This is a genomic window from Collinsella sp. AF15-51, from assembly GCF_003462845.1.
Lineage (GTDB): Bacteria > Actinomycetota > Coriobacteriia > Coriobacteriales > Coriobacteriaceae > Collinsella.
The window spans coordinates 19,347-38,004 of record NZ_QRYG01000004.1 but is presented as its reverse complement, the minus strand read 5'-3'; the positions used below and the strand labels follow the sequence as shown (position 1 = coordinate 38,004).

Sequence of the window (18,658 nt, the reverse complement as noted above, 5' to 3'; positions counted from 1 at the left end):
GAGCCGTTTATGATTCCCGGATCGAACAAGGACCATCCGTCCTTTTTAAAGTCGTTCTCCTACGCCATGGAGGGCTTCGTCACCGCCGTCAAGACCGAGCGCAACATTAAGGTCATGCTCGTGGCGGGCGTGTGCACCGTCATTGCCGGCTGCATCGTGGGGCTCGACATTGCCGAGTGGGCCACGATTATCATCTGCTGCGGCCTGGTGATTCACGGCGAGCTGTGCAATACCGCCATGGAGGCCATTGTCGATCTGGCGACCCAGGAGCTCCATCCGCTGGCAAAACGCGCCAAGGACATCGCCGCCGCCTCTGTATACGTTCTTTCCATCACCGCCGCGATTGTGGGCGTGCTGGTATTTGCCCACGCGCTCGGCTTTATTTAGAAAGGGATTCCCATGTCCGACAATATGCAGTCTACCGATGAGATTTTGGACGACGAGTCCCCGGATGCTAAGGCGACCGAGGCCTATGAGGAAGTCGAGGAGTTCGACCCGTTTGAGGGCATGAGCGACGAGGAGCTCGACGCCCTGTGCGATGAGGACGACAGCCTCGCGGGCTTTGGCGACGTTGAGCCCGGTTTCCGCAGTGGCTTCGTGGCCTTGGTCGGCCGCCCCAACGCCGGTAAGTCAACGCTGCTCAACGCCTGCTATGGCAAAAAGGTCGCCATCACCTCGCCGGTGGCCCAGACGACCCGCCGCCGCATGCGCGCCGTCGTCAACCGCCCCGGCTACCAGCTGGTCTTTGTCGATACCCCGGGTATCCACAAGCCCAAGGACGGTCTAGGGTCCGAGCTGAACAAGAGCGCGCTGTTCGAGCTGAACGATGTCGATGTTGTCGCGTTTTTGATTGATGCCACCAAACCGATCGGCAGGGGAGACGCCTGGGTTGCCGAGCGTGTCAAGAATGCCCGTTCCAAGAAGGTCCTGGTGCTCACCAAGGCCGATGAGGCCGACCCCGCACAGGTCATGGAGCAGCTTAAGGCAGCCCACGAGCTTATGGACTTTGACGACGAGATCGTGACGTCGTCGGTCAAGAACTTCAACGTCGATGCCTTTATCGAGACCGTTGCGCACTTTTTGCCCGAGGGCCCGCGTTGGTTCCCCGAGGACCTGGGTACCGACGCTTCTGACGAGACGCTCGTTGCCGAGTTTGTGCGCGAGAAGGTCTTGCGCCGCACCCGTGATGAGATCCCTCACTCCGTTGGCGTAATCTGCGACGCGCTCGAGCAGACCAAGAAGGTGCTGCGCGTGCACGCCACTATTTACGTCGAGCGCGAGGGCCAAAAGGGCATCATCATCGGCAAGGGCGGCGAGATGATCAAGCATATCGGTATCGACGCCCGTCGCGATCTTGAGCGCATTTTTGGCACGCAGGTCTTTTTGGAGCTGGACGTGAAGGTCAAGGCCGGCTGGCGTGACGACGAGGCCCAGATTCGCCGCTTTGGCTACAACGCCGAGGACTAAGGACGCGCAGCGCGCATGGCAGGCTCCCGGACATATCGCACGAAGGTGCTCGTGCTCGACAAGACCAAGCTCAAAGAGACCGATCTGATTCTGACGATGCTTGACGAGCGGGGTCGTCAGGTTCGTGCCGTGGCAAAGGGGGCCCGCAAACCCGGTGGGCGCTTGGCGGCGCGCTGCGAATTATTCTGTACCGTCGATATGCTGCTCGCACATGGACGCTCGCTCGACGTTGTTTCTCAGGCCGAGCTTTTGGAAGCGCCGGTTGGCGCCGCGCCCGATTACGAGACGACCTGCGCCGCAAGCGCGATTGCCGAGGTCGCGCGCGTGTGCTCATTCGAGGACGCCGAGGACCCGTTTACCTTTGTCATCACGCAGCGGGCGCTCACGCTTGTCGGCTGTGGGCTCGACTCGGCACATATGGACCTGCTCGTGGCGGCCTTTGTCTTTAAACTTCTGTCGCACGTGGGCTATCGACCCGATTTTTCGGCCTGCGTGCTGTGCGGAGACCCCATGCTGTCGTACTTTTCGCCCCAGGCGGGCGGGCTCATGTGCGGTTCGTGCGCGTCGAGCGTTCCGGGTGCCGAGCTGGTTTCGACCGGTGAGGTCGAGTGGCTGCGCGCCCTCATGTCCATGACCTTCGATGCACTCATGGTCGAGCGAATCGACCCGCATACGGCGGCGTTCTTGCTCGGGCTTTCGCATGTGTGGGCTGCGACGCACACCGACCAGCGCCTCCGTGCGATGGAATTCATGTTGGGTCGGTGATGATGCGCATGGGCGGTCTGCTTGTGGTAACATACCGACCTGTTGGTACCTCGACCTTGGATGCTCGCTCCACCGACGGCTTCCCAGTCCGAGGCGAATAGTGTCGCCCGCGGGCGACAAGAAACGAAAGGTGAAACAATGACTGTTTCCAAAGAGCGCAAGGCTGAGCTGACTGCCCAGTTCGGTAACACCCCGGTCGACACCGGCAACCCCAAGGTTCAGGTCGCCATCCTGTCCGAGCGCATCAAGGAGCTGACCGAGCACATGAAGTCCCACCAGAAGGACTTCCACACCCGTCGTGGCCTGCTCATGCTCGTCGGCCGTCGTCGTCGTCTTCTCTCCTACATCAAGAAGAACGACATCGTCGAGTACCGTGAGCTCATCAAGGCTCTGGGCATCCGCGACAACATCCAGTAAGGATTTGTACATGCTAAGAGCGTCCTGCGCAGCGGGGCGCTCTTTTTGTGTAAGGGCGCGAACAATCACGCTCTGAAGCGTGGCGGGGGCAGGGGGCCCGCGTCACATGAGAAGCCCACAGGCAAGGGGCCTGTGGGGTAAAGGAGAACAATGACACTCGTATCCAAGACCTTTGAGCTGTACGGCAAGACCTACACCTTTGAGTCCGGCGAGCTTGCCAAGCAGGCCACCGGCGCCTGCCTGGTCAAGCAGGGCGACACCACGATGCTCGACACCGTGGTTGTCTCCAAGGAGCGCAAGAACTACGACTTCTTCCCGCTGACCGTCGACTTCAACGAGAAGATGTACGCAGCCGGCCGCATCCCGGGTGGTTACCTCAAGCGTGAGGGCCGTCCCAGCGAGAAGGCCACGCTCACCGCGCGCATGATTGACCGTCCGATTCGCCCGAGCTTCCCGGACGGCTTCCGCAACGAGGTGCACATTGTCGCCACCTCGCTCGTCGCCGACCAGGTCAACCCCTTCGACGTCATCAACGTCATGGGTGCCTCCCTGGCCATGACGCTCGGCGGCGTGCCCTTCGAGGGTCCGCTTGCCTGCGTGCGCATCGGCCGCAACGTGGAGACCGGCGAGTTTATCGTCAACCCCACCTATGAGGAGCGCGAGAACTCCGATCTGGACCTGGAGCTGGGTGGCTCCGCCGACTTCATCTCGATGGTCGAGGCCGGCGCCGAGGAGATCTCCGAGGACGACATGCTCGCCGCCATGAAGTTTGGCCAGGAGGCCCTTGCTGCCTTCTGCCAGGCTCAGGACGAGTTTGTCGCCGAGTGGGAGCAGGTCAACGGCGCCATCGTCAAGAAGGAGTACCCGCTCGACCAGCCCGTCGAGGAGGTCCAGGAGCGCATCTTCGCCCACTACGACGAGATGGCAGCCGCCCTTCGCGACGCCGACAAGCTCTCCCGTATCGGTAAGGTCGAGGCTCTGAAGGAGTCCATCCGTGCCGAGTTCACCGAGGAGGAGCAGTCCGCTTGGGAGCGCGAGATTCCCGTGGCGCTCAAGAAGCTCGAGAAGAAGGCTATGCGTACCATGGTCGTCGAGACCGGCGAGCGCGTCGACGGCCGTGCCGCCGATGAGATTCGCCCCATCATGGTGAAGGATAACTACCTGCCGCTCGTTCACGGCTCCGGTCTGTTCCAGCGTGGCCAGACCCAGGTGCTTTCCGTCCTGTCGCTCGGTATGCTCAACGAGGGCCAGCGTCTGGATACCATCGAGCCCACCGAGGGCAAGCGCTACATGCACCACTACAACTTCCCGCCGTTCTGCACCGGCGAGACCGGCCGCATGGGCAGCCCCAAGCGCCGCGAGATCGGCCACGGCAACCTAGCTGAGCGCGCTTTGCTTCCGGTGCTCCCCGACGAGAACGAGTTCCCCTACGCCATCCGCGTCGTCTCCGAGGTCATGGAGTCCAACGGCTCCTCTTCGATGGCTTCGACCTGCGGCTCCACGCTCGCCCTTATGGACGGCGGCGTGCCCATTAAGCGCCCGGTCTCCGGTATCGCCATGGGCCTGATCCAGGAGGAGGGCAAGACCGTGGTCCTGTCCGACATCCAGGGTCTCGAGGACTTCCTTGGCGACATGGACTTTAAGGTCACCGGCACCACCGAGGGCATTACCGCTCTGCAGATGGACAACAAGGCCACTGGTCTTACCTTTGACATCTTGGCCCGCGCCCTGCAGCAGGCCAAGGAGGGTCGCGCCTTCATCCTGCAGAAGATGCTCGATGTGATCCCCGAGCCGCGCCACACCACGCGCAGCACCGCTCCGCGTATCGTCTCCATCCAGGTTCCGACTGACAAGATTCGCGACGTCATCGGTTCCGGCGGTAAGGTCATCCGCGGCATCCAGGACGAGACCGGCGCTTCGGTCGACATCCAGGAGGACGGCACCGTCTTTGTCGGCGGCACCGGCGAGTCCGTCGATCAGGCTGTCGAGCGTATCAAGCTCATCATCAAGGTTCCCGAGCCGGGCGAGGAGTACACCGGTCGTGTGGTCTCCATCCAGCCCTTCGGCGCCTTCGTCAACCTGCTGCCCGGCAAGGACGGCCTGCTGCACATCTCCCGCGTCGCCAAGGGCCGCGTGGAGAAGGTCGAGGATGTCCTTAACGTGGGCGACGAGGTCAAGGTCGTCGTCATTGAGGTCGACGATCGCGGCAAGATCTCGCTCGATCGTCTTGACAAGCCCGAGGCTCCGGCTCGCGCCGAGGGTACCTCCGAGGGCGACGGCGAGCACTTCCAGCGTCGTGAGCGTCCGCGTCGCGAGCGCTCCGAGCGCAGCGACCGTCCGCGCCGTCCCGGCGACAACGGAGGCCGCAAGCCCCGCCGTCACCACGACGCCGAGTAACAGCCGTACATAAGCAGCACCGCAAGGGCGACTCCGGACAGGGGTCGCCCTTTTGCTTGCGCCCGGGAGGGCCGCATATGAAATTTCCTGCTCTACAGTCCTGCGCAAGACGGAAAGCACATTAAGTGCTTTCCTTTGCGTGCGGAACTCGCGATAAACTTCATATGCGGCCCTCCCGGGCGCAAGCAAAAGGACTGGTTAGTGCCGCTCGCAATTTAGTTAGACAGTCTATTCAGTAGTCAGATTTCGGATTTGTAGATAGACGCTGCAGCATTTCCCCAGATAAAATCGACCAAAATTAACCTGTCCCTTATTGGCCGGTTTCCCGTGGGGCGGGCACTGATGAAGTTTATCGCGAGTTCCGCACGAACAGGAGGCCACTTAATGTGGCCTCCGTCGTGAGCAGGACTGTAGAGCAGGAAACTTCATCAGTGCCCGCCCCACGGGAAACCGGCGGGATAGACCAGTTCAGATGGGGCTTTGATGCATGGGTGGTCTGTTGTTGTGCAAATGGGTATCATACTGTAGTTATTGCATCGACTCTGCGATGCATGTTTGTACGTTCCCGACGGTCGGTTTGCCAGAAGCGCCCCGTCGGTTGTTCCAGACCCGTTTCGAAGAAAGGAAACCACACTAACCTATGGCAGCTAAAAAATCATCTCCCTTGAAGATCATCCCGCTCGGCGGCCTTGATGGCATCGGCAAGAACATGACGGTCTTCGAGTGCGGCGACGACATGGTGCTCGTCGACGCCGGTCTTATGTTCCCGGATGACTCCCAGCCCGGTATCGACCTGGTGCTTCCCGACTACACCTATGTTCTGGAGAACGAGGAGAAGCTCCGCGGTATCATCGTTACTCACGGCCACGAGGACCACACCGGTTCGCTTCCGTACCTGCTGCAGGACCTCAACAACAAGGTGCCCATCTTCTCGAGCAAGCTGACGCTTGGCTTTATCGAGGGCAAGCTTTCTGAGTTCCGCATCCGCGCACCCAAGTTCCGCGAGGTCAAGGGCGGCAGCCATGTCAACCTCGGCGGCATCTCGCTCGACTTCTTCTCGATGACGCACTCCATCCCCGGCGCTCTGGGCGTGTTCATCCGCACCAATCAGGGCACCGTTATGCACACCGGCGACTTTAAGCTCGACCAGACGCCCATCGATGGCGTTACGCCCGACTATGCCGCTATCAGCCGCTTTGCCAAGCAGGGCATCGACCTGCTGCTTTCCGACTCCACCAATGCCACGGTTCCCGGCTTTACCAAGTCCGAGGCCGAGGTTGGTCCCAACCTGTTGCACGCCATCAAGAACGCCCCGGGTCGCGTGTTCGTCGCGTCGTTCTCGAGCCACATCCATCGTCTGCAGCAGATCTGCGATGCCGCCCGCAAGTGCGGCCGTAAGGTCGTTGTGACCGGTCGCTCCATGCTCACGAACACCCGCGTGGCGCGTGAGCTGGGCTACCTCAACATCGATGACGCCGATATCATCGATGCCTTCGATATCGATAACCTGCCCGACGATAAGATTGTCGTCATGTGCACCGGTTCGCAGGGCGAGCCGCTGTCGGCCCTGTCCCGCATGGCCAATGGCGAGCACAAGACGCTCTCCATCCACGAGGGCGATACCGTTATCCTTTCGGCAACTCCTGTTCCTGGCAACGAGAAGGCCGTCCAGCAGGTCGTCAACAGCCTGGCCAAGCTCGGCTGCGACGTGTGGGATAAGAACCGCGCTCTCGTCCACGTCTCGGGTCACGGTAGCCAGGAGGAGCTCAAGCTCCTGATGGCCATGGCCAAGCCCACGTACTTTATGCCGGTTCACGGTGAGGCCGTGCATCTGCGCGCCCATGCGCAGCTGGCCCGCAAGATGGGCATCAAGGACGATCATATCTTTATCCTCGATAACGGCGACACGCTCGAGATGCGCGGTGGTATCGTCAAGCGCGGTACGCCCGTCGAGTCCGGTGTCGTTTACGTCGACGGCCTGCGTATCGGCGATACCGACCCCATCGTCCTGCGCGATCGCCAGAAGCTCGCCAACGACGGTATGGTCACGGCCGTTGCCATCGTCTCCCTCAAACACAAGAAGATCGAGGCCATCGAGTTCTCGGGCCGCGGCGTCTCGTTTGCCATCGACGACCAGTTCTCCGAGGATGCCTCCGCGTCCATTATGAAGACGATCGAGAAGGGTAAGTTTAGCTTTACCGGCAGCGGTTCCGATGCCATTCGCAAGGCCGTGCGCGATTCGCTCTCTAACTTTATCTGGAGCCGTACGCGCACCCGTCCGATGATCATCCCGGTCGTCATGGAGGTTTAGTTTGGCGCGCGGATCTGCACAAAACGCCAAAGGCAATAAGGCCAATAACCAACCGGCATCTGCTAAGGGTGCCGGTTCCCATCTGCGTGCCAATAAGGGCCACGAGTCCGAGTTTGATGAGTTTGAGCCCCTGGTCGAGCCTTCGGCCAATCGCGATATCGCCGGTGTGGTCATCGCCGTTTTGGCGATCGCGTCCTTCATTGCCGTGATCTCTCCGGCAACAGCGCCCGTGACGGCTGCGGTTGCCGGTTTCTACCACCTGGGCTTTGGTCTGGGCGCCTACGTGCTGCCGATCGTCATCTTGCTGTTTGCCGCCACGCTCTTTTTGGGTGAGGACTCGCCGCTCAACGTGCGCTCTGTTGCGGGCGGCGCCTTGGTCTTTATCGCCGTCGTCTCCATTCTTTCGCTGATGGTGCCGGGCACGAGCGATTCGTGCGACCTTATGTTTACGCCGCAGAACCTTTCCGTGTCGGGCGGCTACATTGGCGCCTTTATCGCAAGTGCCTTGCAAAACGCCTTGGGTAAACCTATCGCCATGGTTGTCTTGCTGGGGCTTGTCGTCGTTGGTTTGGTCATTATCGGCTTTTCGGTGGGTGGCGTTTTGCGCTCCGCACGCGATCGCGCTGCCGATTTTGCCGAGCGTCGACGTGCCGATGTCAATGCGAGCCCGTGGGGCGATGAAGAGGCCCTGTCTGTTCCCGGCGTCGCTCGTCCGCACCTGAGCATTTTGCGCCAGAAGGGGACTGACGCCGCGGTGACCACGGTCATGGGTGGCGATGTCGACCCGGTTTTGGATGACGACGAGGACGATGACCCGTTTGTCGACGTATCCGAGTCGGTTGAAGCCGAGCGGGCCAAGACCACGCTGCTGCCGCGCCGTCATGCCAAGAAGGGCAAGACGGTTCCCAAGCTCAATACGAGTGAGCCCGACCCGTCTTGGTCCGATAGCGAGATTGAGCTCACCGAGGGCGATGACGAGGACGACGAGGCTCCGATTGAGACCGCAAAGACAACTTTGCTGCCGCGTCGCCATGCAAAGCGCGGCCAGGTCACCGGACAGCTTTCGATGGAGGACGATCCGGACAAGGTTGACGAGTCCGAGCCGCCGTTTGCCGTGAACCCTGTTTCGGCCGCACCTCAGATTCCCGACTTCTTAAAGCATCCCAAGGTTGCCGATGCGCCTGCCACGAGTGCTGTCGAATCGGCTGCGGCTCGTGATGGGGGAGCGGACGGCGGCGCCGCAGATAACGAGGGCGAAGAAGAGGACGGCCTCAAGCTTCCGCCGCTCGAAATCCTACATGCCAACCCGCAGTCGGCTTCTGCCGCGTCTTCGGATAAGGAGCTGGAGCAGACCGCTGAGTCACTGCAATCCACCTTGCTTGAGTTTGGCCGCAGTGCCCGCGTGGTCGGCTGGATCGCCGGCCCCACGGTGACGACCTTTAAGCTGCAACCTGGCGAGGGCGAGCGCGTGAGCAAGATTTCGAGCCTCGAGGACGATATTGCGCTTTCGCTCGCCGCCCAGTCGGTTCGTATCTTTGCCCCGATCCCCGGCACCTCTCTCGTTGGTATCGAGATTCCCAACCGCAAGCGCCAGAACGTCAATCTGGGCGACGTGCTGCCCTATGTGAAGGGCGGTCCGCTCGAGCTCGCCATCGGCCGCGACGCCGAGGGCACGCCGGTTGTCGCCGACCTCGCCAAGATGCCTCACCTGTTGATTGCCGGTACGACCGGTTCTGGTAAGTCGGTGATGATCAACTCCATCATCACGACCTTGCTCATGCGCGCCCTTCCCGAGGACGTTCGCCTGATCATGGTCGACCCCAAGCGCGTCGAGCTTGCGGGCTATAACGGTCTGCCGCATCTCTATGTGCCCGTGGTGACCGAGCCCAAGCAGGCCGCGAGCGCTCTGCAATGGGCTGTGTCCGAGATGGAGCGTCGCCTGAAGGTCTTCGAGCGTCTCAACGTGCGTAAGATCTCGACCTACAACGAAAAGCAGGCTGCTGGCGAGTTTGAGCATTACGACAATCCGCCGCAAAAGATGCCCTACCTTGTCATTATCATTGACGAGCTCTCTGACCTGATGATGGTCGCCGGTAAGGATGTCGAGGCCTCGATCGTGCGTATTGCACAGCTGGGCCGTGCCGCCGGTATTCACCTTATCGTTGCCACGCAGCGCCCCAGCTCCAACGTGGTGACGGGCCTCATTAAGGCCAACATCACCAACCGTATCGCCTTTAACGTCGCCACGGGCATCGACTCGCGCGTCATCATCGACCAGATGGGCGCCGAGAAGCTCACCGGTTTGGGCGACATGTTGTTCTCCAAGGTCGACTGGGGCAAGCCCCGCCGTATCCAGGGCTGCTTTGTCTCGGATGATGAGATCAACGAGATTGTCGAGTTCGTCAAGTCGCAGAGTGAGCCCGACTACCACGAGGAGATTCTGTCCGCCGTGGCGCCCGCTTCCATGTCCATGGCTGGTGGCGGCGGCATTGTCCGCACCGGAGTAGCCGAGCCGCAAGACGATGATCCGCTCATTTGGGAAGCCGCCCATATTGTGGTGGAATCGCAGCTTGGCTCCACATCTGGCCTGCAACGTCGTCTGAAGGTTGGCTATGCGCGTGCCGGGCGTATTATGGACATGCTGGAAGAAAAGGGTGTCGTCGGCCCGCCCGACGGTTCCAAGCCGCGCGAGGTCCTGTTGGACGAGGAGGGGCTTGCCGCGCTGGAATCTGTCGACGCCGAGATGGCACGTGAAGATCGTGAGTTTGGAGGATTCTGATGGCTGCACGCTTTGGTGACATGCTGCTCGAGCAGCGTCGCCGAATGGGCCTTTCCATTCAGCAGGTCGCCAACACCATCAAAATCAGGCCGCAGATCATCGAGTTTTTCGAGACCGGTAACTTTGCTTCGATGCCGCCGCGCGGCTATGCGCAGGGCATGATTTCGAGCTATGCTCGCTTTTTGGGCCTCAATCCGCGCGAGGTCGTCAATGCCTACTTTGACGAGCTGATGGCATACGAGCGCGAGACGTCGCAGCAGGGCGGTCGTTTTCAGGACGCCGCCGGCTATGTCAATTCACGTTCCTCGGTGGATAATGGGCGCTTCTTGATGGTTCAGGGTGGTCGCTCAACGCGTTATGGTCAGCGTCCGCAGCAGGCTGGCTATATTACCGAGACGGGTTCGGGCGAGGAGATTCGCTCACAGCGTGACCGGTTCCGCAGTACGCCGATGCCCGAGGACCGTGCACTTCCCGCTGCCCGCGGCGTGGCGCGTGACCCTCGTGCCGGCTACGGCGACGGCGGCTATTCCGATCGCGGTCACCGTGGTATCTCCACCGGACGTTCTCGCAGTGGCTATGCGGACGCCGATGCCACGCAGGTGACGCCGCGTCTTCGCTCTCAATCACAGCCGTATGGCCAGCGCTCTTCGGCTCCACGTGCGTGCCAGCGTGGCTATCAAGGCCGCGGTGAACTTGCGCCCCGCTCGGGTCAGCGCAGCCTTCAGGGCCAGGGTGGCTATCGCGGCCGTTCCGACAGCAATCGTGGTCGTATGCCTCAGGGAGGCGGCCGCAGCAGTTCCAGTCGTGGACGCGGCGGTTCCCGTACTCCTCAAAACAACGGTCTCGATCCGCGTATCGTCTACGCCGGCATCGGTGCCGTGGCGTTGCTGCTGATCGTGCTCATCGTGGTACTTCTGCGCGGCTGCGCATCTTCGACGCCCGAGACCACGCCCGAGACGCCCACTGCTACCAAGACGACGCCCAAGAAGTCCTCTAAGAAGACCGAAACGGTCGACGAGGATGAGGACACCGATGAGGCGACGGATGAGTCGACCGATTCGGACGCCACCAAGACGACGGCTAAAAAGGAAGAAAACGAGGTAACGAAGGTCAAGGTCTCCGTTGCCAAGGGAAAGACCGCCTGGATTGAGGTCAAGGTCGATGGCAAGTCGGTCTATGGCGCCCAGGCGACTGGCCCCTTTGAGCAGGAGTACACGCCTGAGTCCTCGATCGAGATCACCACGTCCAAGCCTTCCGATGTCACCGTTACCAAGAACGGCGAAAAGGTCCGTTACGATACCAAGACCTCGGGCGTGGCGCGTGTGACGATCACCGTTCCCAAGAAGGAGACGACTGGTTCCGAGAATGGTGAAAGTTCTGATGGTACCGACACCACCGATGGTGCCGACACCACCGACGGCACCGATGCCCAATCCACGGATGGCGCCGATACCGCAACTGACGGCCAGACGCCCACCGATTCTACCGACTATTCGTACGATAGCTACTAAGCCGCTCGTACGCGAAAGGAAACATCATGGCTAAAGATTCCAGCTTCGACGTCGTGTCCGAGGTCAACATGCAAGAGGTCGACAACGCCTTCCAGCAAACCACGCGTGAGATTTCCCAGCGCTATGACCTGAAGGATTCCGGCGCCACGATCGAGCTTTCGAAGGGCGACAAGCTCTTTACGATCAACGCCCCGGCCGACTTTGTCTCCAAGCAGATTATCGACGTGCTGAGCTCCAAGCTCATCAAGCGCGGCATCGACCTCAAGGCTGTCTCGTGGGATGCTCCGCAGGCGGCATCGGGCGGCACCGTGCGCGTGCTCGGCCATATCGTCGAGGGTATCGACCAGACGACCGCCAAGAAGATCAACAAGGACATCAAGGACCAAAAGCTCAAGGTCAAGGTGACTATCGAGGCCGACAAGCTGCGTGTTTCCTCTGCTTCGAAGGACGCGTTGCAGACCGTGATCCAGTTCCTGCGCGACCAGGACTACGGCCAGCCGCTGCAGTTCACCAACTACCGCTAATATCATTCGAAAGGACTGCTCTCCAACATGGATACACCGTTGGGCTCCGTGCTCTACATCACCCTCGGGTGCGCTAAGAACGAGGTTGACACCGACCGCATGCGTTCTCTTTTGACCGCCGCGGGCTACGAGGAGGCATTCGACCCACAGGATGCCGATATCGCCATCGTCAATACATGCTCGTTCCTCGCCTCCGCAACGTCCGAGAGCATCGAGACCACGCTCGAGCTCGCCAACGAGGTTCAGGACGGCGTTCGTTCTTGTCCCATCGTCATGTGCGGCTGTGTGCCGTCGCGCTATGGCGACGACCTGCCTGACGAGCTGCCCGAGGTCGCTGCCTTTGTGAAGGCCGACGAGGAGGATGGCATTGTGACGGTCATCGATGGCGTGCTGGGTGTCGAGCGTGAGATTGCCGCCTATATTCCGCAGGTCAAGCGCACCGTCGAGGGCGCTGTCGCCTACGTCAAGATCTCCGATGGCTGCAACCGCTTCTGTAGCTTCTGCATGATCCCGTATATCCGCGGTCGTTATCACTCGCGCAATGCCGAGAGCATTATTTCCGAGGTGCGCGACTTGGTTGCCGGTGGCGTGCGAGAGATCGTGCTGATCGGCCAGGACACGGGTATTTGGGGCACCGACTTTGCCGACGAAGACGTCACCGATGGCTCGCCGCGCAATCTGGCGCAGCTGCTGCATGCCGTCGCCGAGGCCGTGCGCCCGCACAACGTCTGGGTCCGCGTGCTCTACCTACAGCCCGAGGGCATGACCGACGAGCTTATCGATACGATTCGCGATACGCCCGAGGTACTGCCTTATATCGATATCCCCGTGCAGCACTGCGACGCGCGCATCCTCAAGGCTATGCGCCGTTCTGGTTCGCGCCAGGAGCTCGAGGACCTGTTCCGTGATCTGCGTGAGCGTATCCCCGGCATTGTGATCCGTTCCACGGCCATGGTCGGCTTCCCGACCGAGACCGACGATGAGTTCCGCGACCTTATCGACTTTATGGACACCGTCGGCTTTGACTACACGAGCGTCTTTGCCTACTCGCAGGAGGAGGGCAGCCTGGCCGCTAAGATGGAGGGTCAGGTCGATGAGGAGGTCAAGCTCGAGCGCGCCCAGGAGGCCATGGACCTGGCCGAGTCGCTCGGTTTTGCCGCCACCGCCGCACATGTGGGCGAGCGCGCCCAGGTGATTGTCGACGGCATCGAGGAGACCGAGGACGGCGCCGAGCTGATCGGCCACGCTTGGTTCCAGGCGCCCGATTCCGATGGCGCGGTGCACTTGGACGCCAGCGAGGCGTCCGTGGGCGATATTCTGACGGTCGAGTTTACCGATAGCTTCTGCTATGAGCTTATCGGCCATGTTGTGGAGTAGGAGAGCATCGTGGCAAACGAGAGCAATAAGGAACTGACGAGTGTTTGGACGCCCGCCAACATCGTGACGTGCGTTCGCATCGTCTTTATCCCGGTGTTCATGATCGTGTCGGCGCTTTCTCACACGAGTGTTGCCGGTACAGATTGGAGCACCTTCGACGGCCCGCTCGCCGCCGCTGCCTTCATTCTGTATGTGATCCTGTCGTGCACCGATAAGGTCGACGGTTATCTGGCGCGCTCGCGCAACGAGATTACCGATTTCGGTAAGTTCTTGGACCCCATCGCCGATAAGCTGCTGGTGTTCTCGGCTCTGCTGCTGTTCTTGGATTTTGGCGCTGTGACCGTGTGGTCCGTGTTCATTATCCTGTTCCGTGAGCTTCTGGTGAGCGCCCTTCGCATGGTCGCGAGTGCCGCCGGCGTGGTCGTTGCCGCCGATAAGCTTGGCAAGTACAAGACGGCGACCACGATGGTCTCCATCTGCGGTTACCTGTGCGTCTTTGCGATGGCCGGCTTGCACCTTGGCCCGCTGGCGCTGACGCTCGGCATCTACTCGGTGTCGCGCTTCCTGTACGCCGTTGCCGTTGTCCTGACCGTTATCTCGGGCGCCCAGTACTTCTGGAACTGCCGCAAGATCGTCTTTTCGGTCTAGGTCCTGGTGGGTATGACGGACTCTTTTGAGCAGATTTCCGCACATAACGAGGAGCTGGCGCGTCATATTGTCGAGCGCGCGAGCGCTCGGGGCGTGACGGTTTCGACGGCTGAGTCGCTGACAGCAGGTATGATTGCCTCGACGATTGCCGATATCCCGGGCGCCTCGGCGGTGCTGCGTGGCGGTGCGGTGACCTACTGCGATGAGATCAAGCATCGCGTTTTGGGCGTTGATCAGGAGACGCTCGACCGCTATACCGCGGTGTCGCATCAGACCGCGCGCGAGATGGCGGCGGGTTCGCTGGAGCTGTACCAGAGCGATATTGCAGTGAGCGCAACGGGTTATGCCGGCCCCGGCGGCGGCACTGAGGACGATCCGGCTGGCACTTTCTATATTGGCTGGGCGTATCGCGCGGCTGATGGGGAAGTGCCGGTCGTGGACTCTGTGCGCTGCCACTATGAGGGCGACCGTTCGTGTGTTCGTGCCCATGCGGTCGCGGAGGCATTGGGACGCATTGCCCTTTTGCTCAACTCTATGGAATAGACGTGTTTTAAGGGGCCTTAGGGCCCCTTAATTGTGGAGATAGGGACCTCTGACAAATTCAGCGTTTTTGCTGGTCATAGGTTTATTTTCGCCTTCCTTGCTTATATTTGGCCCTATGTGGTCAAGCATTTGGTCAGTATTTGGTCGGCGTTTGGTTGGGTTTTGGAAAGACTGCCTGCATATGATTTATCTGAACGGTTGACCACGAACAGCCGTTCGTTTATTATCGATGCAGGTTGTTAAGAGGAGGGCTTTTCATGGCCAAGAATTCAGGTCCCGTACGTACCGTTCATGCTCGCACGACGGGTAAAGAGCGCGATGAGATGATCGCCACCACCAAGGCCGAGATCGAGAAGAAATTCGGCCAGGGTTCCATCATGAGGTATGGTGACGGCGGCCCCGAGCTTGAGGTTGAGGCCATCCCCACGGGCGCTCTGGCACTCGATGCCGCTCTGGGTATCGGCGGTGTGCCGCGCGGCCGTATCGTCGAGATTTACGGTCCTGAGTCCTCCGGTAAGACGACGCTTTCGCTCGAGATCCTGGCCGAGGCCCAGGCAATGGGTGGCGTGGTGGCATTTATCGATGCCGAGCACGCGCTCGATCCCACGTATGCCGCGCGCATTGGCGTGGATATCGACGAGGTACTGATTTCCCAGCCCGATACGGGTGAGCAGGCGCTCGAGATTGTTGACATGCTCGTGCGTTCCGGCGCCATCGATGCCATCGTCGTCGACTCCGTCGCCGCGCTGACCCCGCGTGCCGAGATCGAGGGAGAGATCGGCGATACCACGGTCGGCTTGCAAGCTCGCCTGATGAGCCAGGCGCTCCGCAAGCTTGCCGGCTCGCTGTCCAAGTCCAACACGACGTGCATCTTCATTAACCAACTGCGTGAGAAGATCGGCGTCATGTTCGGCAACCCCGAGACCACGACGGGCGGCCGCGCCCTTAAGTTTTTCTCTTCGGTGCGTATCGACATTCGCCGCATCGACAGCATTAAGCTTAAGGATGAGGTTATCGGTAACCGCGTGCGCGCCAAGGTCGTTAAGAACAAGGTGGCAGCTCCGTTCCGTTCTGCTGAGTTTGACATCATGTACGGTACGGGCATCTCTAAGGAGGGCTCGATTCTGGACATGGCTGTCGAGTGCGGCATCTGCAAGAAGATGGGCTCCTGGTTTGCCTATGGCGAGGACAAGCTCGGCAACGGTCGTGAGGCCGCCAAGGCGTTCCTGCGCGAACACCCCGATTGCGCCGACGAGATTGAGCATAAGGTCCGCCTTGCCTGCGGGCTTGAGTTTGACGACGATGCTCCATCCGAGGTCGAGCTGACCGATCAGCCTGCGCCTGAGGAGTTTGACGAGCTTTACGCCATCGATGGTTCCGCCATGCTCGATGATGACGACGAGTAGCGGTTACGCTCATGTCGTATACGGTGACCGAGGCCACGGTCGTCTTTCCCGATAAGAAGGCGGCCTCCTCGTTCTCGAGCGGGTATGCGTCCAAAAAGCCTTGCGCACATATCGATTGTGAGCTTGAGGGCGGTTTTGAGCGGTCCATTTGGATTCCCGCGCGGGTCGCGCGCCTGTATGTCAAAAACCGCCCCGATCTTCCCTGTGATTGGGACAACTTTCGTGAGGCGGTGCAGCTCGTCGAGCGTAAATGTGCACTTACCATGGTGACCGAGATGCTATCGCGACGCGACCATGCGACGGGCGAGGTCCGTGACAAGCTGGCTCGCTACGGCTTTCACCAGACCGCGATCGATTTCGCCGTCGAGCGCGCCACCGAGTATCGCTTTTTAGACGAGAACCGCTTTTGCTCGTACTTTATCGAGGAACGCAAGCGGCGCGGTTGGGGACAGCGTAAAATCGAGACCGAGCTCAAGCGCCGTCATGTCGTGCTCGATGACATTCCCGGTTATCCCGAGGACTATTTTGCCGTCGAAGACGATTTGGCGCGTGCGTCAGCCCTGCTCGCCAAGCGGCGTGTTCCAGAGACGCGCGGATTCGAAAAACTGGTTCGGTTTTTGATGGGCAAGGGCTTCTCGTATCACATCGCCGCCGATGCCGTTAAGGCACGTCTCGATGCCGAACGTGAGGAATGTGCGGTTTAGGCGTATGCGTTTTGTGGCCCTGCCGTTCACCGCGTTTTAGCCGCCGTGCTGGGGCCATTTATTTGACAGTTGTTGTGGTTCAACGTACGATAAACACTGTCATTTGCTTTGTGATATGTGCTCATCTGTGATGAGTTTGTTTATATGTTTATCTGTATCCGACCCGCATAAGCTGCGCCCATATTACTCAAATGTCGCGAGCCGTTCGTAAGGACGGTTCGCTTTGTTGTGTAACGAATCCATAAAAAGGAGTGAGCATGCCTATCATCGCAGCGCTCGTTGGCATCGTTTTGGGTGCCATCGCCGCCATTGCCTACATGCGCACCGCCAAGCAGGGTAGTCTTCACGAGGCCGACGAAAAAATCCAGTCGGCACACGCACAGGCTGAGTCCCTGATCGGTGATGCCAAGCGTCAGGCCGAGACCCTCAAAAAAGAGGCTCTGCTCGAGGCTAAAGAGGAGATCATCAAGAACAAGCAGGCCGCCGAGGCCGAGGACAAGCAGCGTAAGAACGAGATTCGTACGCTCGAGAACCGCGTGATGCAGCGCGAGGAATCCCTTGATCGCCGCAACGACGCTCTCGACAAGCGCGAGCATCAGCTGTCCAGCCAGGCCGGTCAGGTCGAGAAGCGCTCCCGTGAGCTCGAGGAGCTCTGCGCAAAGCAGACCTCCGAGCTCGAGCGTATCGCCGACCTTACCCGCGAGGACGCCCACAAGGAGCTCCTCGATAAGGTTCGCGGCGAGGTCACCCACGAGGCCGCCACGATCATTCGCGAGTCCGAGCAGCAGGTTCGCGCCGAGTGCCACAAGACCGCCCAGGAGATTCTGTCTCTGGCGATTCAGCGCTGCGCTGCCGACCACACTGCCGAGGTCACCGTTACCTCCGTGCACATTCCCTCTGATGACCTCAAGGGCCGTATCATCGGTCGCGAGGGTCGCAACATCCGGACCTTCGAGCAGGTTTCCGGCGTCAACCTCGTGATCGACGACACGCCCGAGACCGTCGTTCTTTCGAGCTTCGACCCGGTCCGTCGTGAGACCGCCCGTGTCGCCCTCGAGAACCTCATCGCCGACGGCCGCATTCACCCTGCCCGTATCGAGGAGATGTATCACAAGGCCGCCGACCTGGTTCAGCAGCGCGTGCGCGAGGCTGGCGAGCAGGCTGCCTTCGATGCCGGCATCCACGACCTGCACCCCGAGATCGTCAAGACCCTTGGTGCCCTGCGCTACCGTACCTCGTTTGGTCAGAACGTGCTTCAGCATTCCCTCGAGGTCTCTGATCTGTGCGGCGTGATGGCTTCCGAGCTTGGCCTGGACGTTGTGACCGCCAAGCGCGCCGGCCTGCTTCATGACCTGGGCAAGGCAATCGACCACGACGTCGAGGGCCCGCATGCCGTCATCGGCGCCGAGCTTGCCCGCCGTTATGGCGAGAAGCCCGTTATCGTCCACGCTATTGAGGCTCACCATGCCGATGTCGACCCCAACACGGTGCTCGATGTCCTGGTGCAGGCCGCCGATGCTGTCTCTGCCTCTCGCCCCGGTGCCCGTCGCGAGTCTGCCGAGAACTACATCAAGCGTCTTGAGAAGCTCGAGGAGATCGCCAACTCTCATGACGGCGTCGAACGTACCTATGCCATGCAGGCCGGTCGCGAGGTCCACGTCATGGTCCAGCCAGACAAGATTTCCGATGCCCAGTCCACGGTTCTGGCTCACGATATCGCCCATCAGATCGAGGAAGAGATGGAGTATCCCGGTCAGGTGCGCGTCGTCGTGATTCGCGAGAGCCGCGCTGTCGATATCGCTAAATAAC

At 60.5% G+C, this 18,658-nt stretch carries 15 protein-coding genes; all 15 read left to right on the top strand.

Going from position 1 to position 18,658, the window contains the following annotated elements; translation table 11 throughout:
- Nucleotides 1-9 precede the first annotated feature (9 nt).
- The 15 genes from DWW51_RS03305 to rny all read left to right on the top strand — a co-directional run bounded on the left by DWW51_RS03305 (nt 10) and on the right by rny (nt 18,657).
- The gene (locus tag DWW51_RS03305) at nt 10-387 is read left to right on the top strand and encodes a diacylglycerol kinase family protein (protein WP_117639888.1); all 378 of its coding nucleotides are present in this window, start codon (nt 10-12) and stop codon (nt 385-387) included.
- A gap of 12 nt (nt 388-399) precedes the next feature.
- Nucleotides 400-1,467 carry a GTPase Era gene (gene era / locus DWW51_RS03300; protein ID WP_197032153.1) on the top strand — a complete coding sequence of 356 codons (1,068 nt, stop codon included), beginning with the start codon at nt 400-402 and terminating at the stop codon, nt 1,465-1,467.
- 15 nt (nt 1,468-1,482) lie between these two features.
- Nucleotides 1,483-2,232 carry a DNA repair protein RecO gene (gene recO / locus DWW51_RS03295; protein WP_117773518.1) on the top strand — a complete coding sequence of 250 codons (750 nt, stop codon included), beginning with the start codon at nt 1,483-1,485 and terminating at the stop codon, nt 2,230-2,232.
- A 138-nt stretch (nt 2,233-2,370) separates the two neighbouring features.
- Nucleotides 2,371-2,649, top strand: a complete 279-nt coding sequence (rpsO, locus tag DWW51_RS03290; RefSeq protein ID WP_035138510.1) for a 30S ribosomal protein S15 — start codon at nt 2,371-2,373, stop codon at nt 2,647-2,649.
- A gap of 150 nt (nt 2,650-2,799) precedes the next feature.
- Nucleotides 2,800-5,046, top strand: coding sequence for a polyribonucleotide nucleotidyltransferase (locus DWW51_RS03285; RefSeq protein ID WP_117773517.1), 2,247 nt, complete (start codon nt 2,800-2,802; stop codon nt 5,044-5,046).
- Between the two features lie 640 nt (nt 5,047-5,686).
- The gene (locus tag DWW51_RS03280; protein WP_117773516.1) at nt 5,687-7,357 is read left to right on the top strand and encodes a ribonuclease J; all 1,671 of its coding nucleotides are present in this window, start codon (nt 5,687-5,689) and stop codon (nt 7,355-7,357) included.
- A gap of 1 nt (nt 7,358) precedes the next feature.
- The gene (locus tag DWW51_RS03275) at nt 7,359-10,136 is read left to right on the top strand and encodes a DNA translocase FtsK (protein ID WP_231501558.1); all 2,778 of its coding nucleotides are present in this window, start codon (nt 7,359-7,361) and stop codon (nt 10,134-10,136) included.
- Nucleotides 10,136-11,647 (top strand): RodZ family helix-turn-helix domain-containing protein, encoded by a 1,512-nt coding sequence (locus tag DWW51_RS03270; protein WP_117773515.1) that lies wholly within the window; start codon nt 10,136-10,138, stop codon nt 11,645-11,647. Before DWW51_RS03275 ends, DWW51_RS03270 begins: the two co-directional genes overlap by 1 nt.
- Nucleotides 11,648-11,673: 26 nt before the next feature.
- Nucleotides 11,674-12,171 carry a YajQ family cyclic di-GMP-binding protein gene (locus DWW51_RS03265; RefSeq protein ID WP_117758513.1) on the top strand — a complete coding sequence of 166 codons (498 nt, stop codon included), beginning with the start codon at nt 11,674-11,676 and terminating at the stop codon, nt 12,169-12,171.
- 27 nt (nt 12,172-12,198) lie between these two features.
- Nucleotides 12,199-13,548, top strand: coding sequence for a 30S ribosomal protein S12 methylthiotransferase RimO (gene rimO, locus DWW51_RS03260; RefSeq protein ID WP_117773514.1), 1,350 nt, complete (start codon nt 12,199-12,201; stop codon nt 13,546-13,548).
- A 99-nt stretch (nt 13,549-13,647) separates the two neighbouring features.
- Nucleotides 13,648-14,196 carry a CDP-diacylglycerol--glycerol-3-phosphate 3-phosphatidyltransferase gene (gene pgsA / locus DWW51_RS03255; RefSeq protein WP_231500751.1) on the top strand — a complete coding sequence of 183 codons (549 nt, stop codon included), beginning with the start codon at nt 13,648-13,650 and terminating at the stop codon, nt 14,194-14,196.
- 12 nt (nt 14,197-14,208) lie between these two features.
- Nucleotides 14,209-14,739, top strand: a complete 531-nt coding sequence (locus DWW51_RS03250; protein WP_117773513.1) for a CinA family protein — start codon at nt 14,209-14,211, stop codon at nt 14,737-14,739.
- A 257-nt stretch (nt 14,740-14,996) separates the two neighbouring features.
- Nucleotides 14,997-16,145: a recombinase RecA gene (gene recA, locus DWW51_RS03245; RefSeq protein ID WP_022094695.1), complete on the top strand. Its 1,149-nt coding sequence runs from the start codon at nt 14,997-14,999 to the stop codon at nt 16,143-16,145.
- An 11-nt stretch (nt 16,146-16,156) separates the two neighbouring features.
- Nucleotides 16,157-16,849, top strand: a complete 693-nt coding sequence (locus DWW51_RS03240) for a regulatory protein RecX (RefSeq protein WP_117773512.1) — start codon at nt 16,157-16,159, stop codon at nt 16,847-16,849.
- 257 nt (nt 16,850-17,106) lie between these two features.
- On the top strand, nt 17,107-18,657 hold the full coding sequence (gene rny, locus DWW51_RS03235) for a ribonuclease Y (RefSeq protein WP_117773511.1): 1,551 nt from the start codon (nt 17,107-17,109) through the stop codon (nt 18,655-18,657).
- Nucleotide 18,658: the final 1 nt, after the last annotated feature.

Coding starts and splice junctions, on each gene's coding strand:
- DWW51_RS03305 (WP_117639888.1), top strand. CDS start 10: ATGATTCCCGGATCGAACAAGGACCATCCGTCCTTTTTAAAGTCGTTC.
- era (WP_197032153.1), top strand. CDS start 400: ATGTCCGACAATATGCAGTCTACCGATGAGATTTTGGACGACGAGTCC.
- recO (WP_117773518.1), top strand. CDS start 1,483: ATGGCAGGCTCCCGGACATATCGCACGAAGGTGCTCGTGCTCGACAAG.
- rpsO (WP_035138510.1), top strand. CDS start 2,371: ATGACTGTTTCCAAAGAGCGCAAGGCTGAGCTGACTGCCCAGTTCGGT.
- DWW51_RS03285 (WP_117773517.1), top strand. CDS start 2,800: ATGACACTCGTATCCAAGACCTTTGAGCTGTACGGCAAGACCTACACC.
- DWW51_RS03280 (WP_117773516.1), top strand. CDS start 5,687: ATGGCAGCTAAAAAATCATCTCCCTTGAAGATCATCCCGCTCGGCGGC.
- DWW51_RS03270 (WP_117773515.1), top strand. CDS start 10,136: ATGGCTGCACGCTTTGGTGACATGCTGCTCGAGCAGCGTCGCCGAATG.
- DWW51_RS03265 (WP_117758513.1), top strand. CDS start 11,674: ATGGCTAAAGATTCCAGCTTCGACGTCGTGTCCGAGGTCAACATGCAA.
- rimO (WP_117773514.1), top strand. CDS start 12,199: ATGGATACACCGTTGGGCTCCGTGCTCTACATCACCCTCGGGTGCGCT.
- pgsA (WP_231500751.1), top strand. CDS start 13,648: ATGATCGTGTCGGCGCTTTCTCACACGAGTGTTGCCGGTACAGATTGG.
- DWW51_RS03250 (WP_117773513.1), top strand. CDS start 14,209: ATGACGGACTCTTTTGAGCAGATTTCCGCACATAACGAGGAGCTGGCG.
- recA (WP_022094695.1), top strand. CDS start 14,997: ATGGCCAAGAATTCAGGTCCCGTACGTACCGTTCATGCTCGCACGACG.
- DWW51_RS03240 (WP_117773512.1), top strand. CDS start 16,157: ATGTCGTATACGGTGACCGAGGCCACGGTCGTCTTTCCCGATAAGAAG.
- rny (WP_117773511.1), top strand. CDS start 17,107: ATGCCTATCATCGCAGCGCTCGTTGGCATCGTTTTGGGTGCCATCGCC.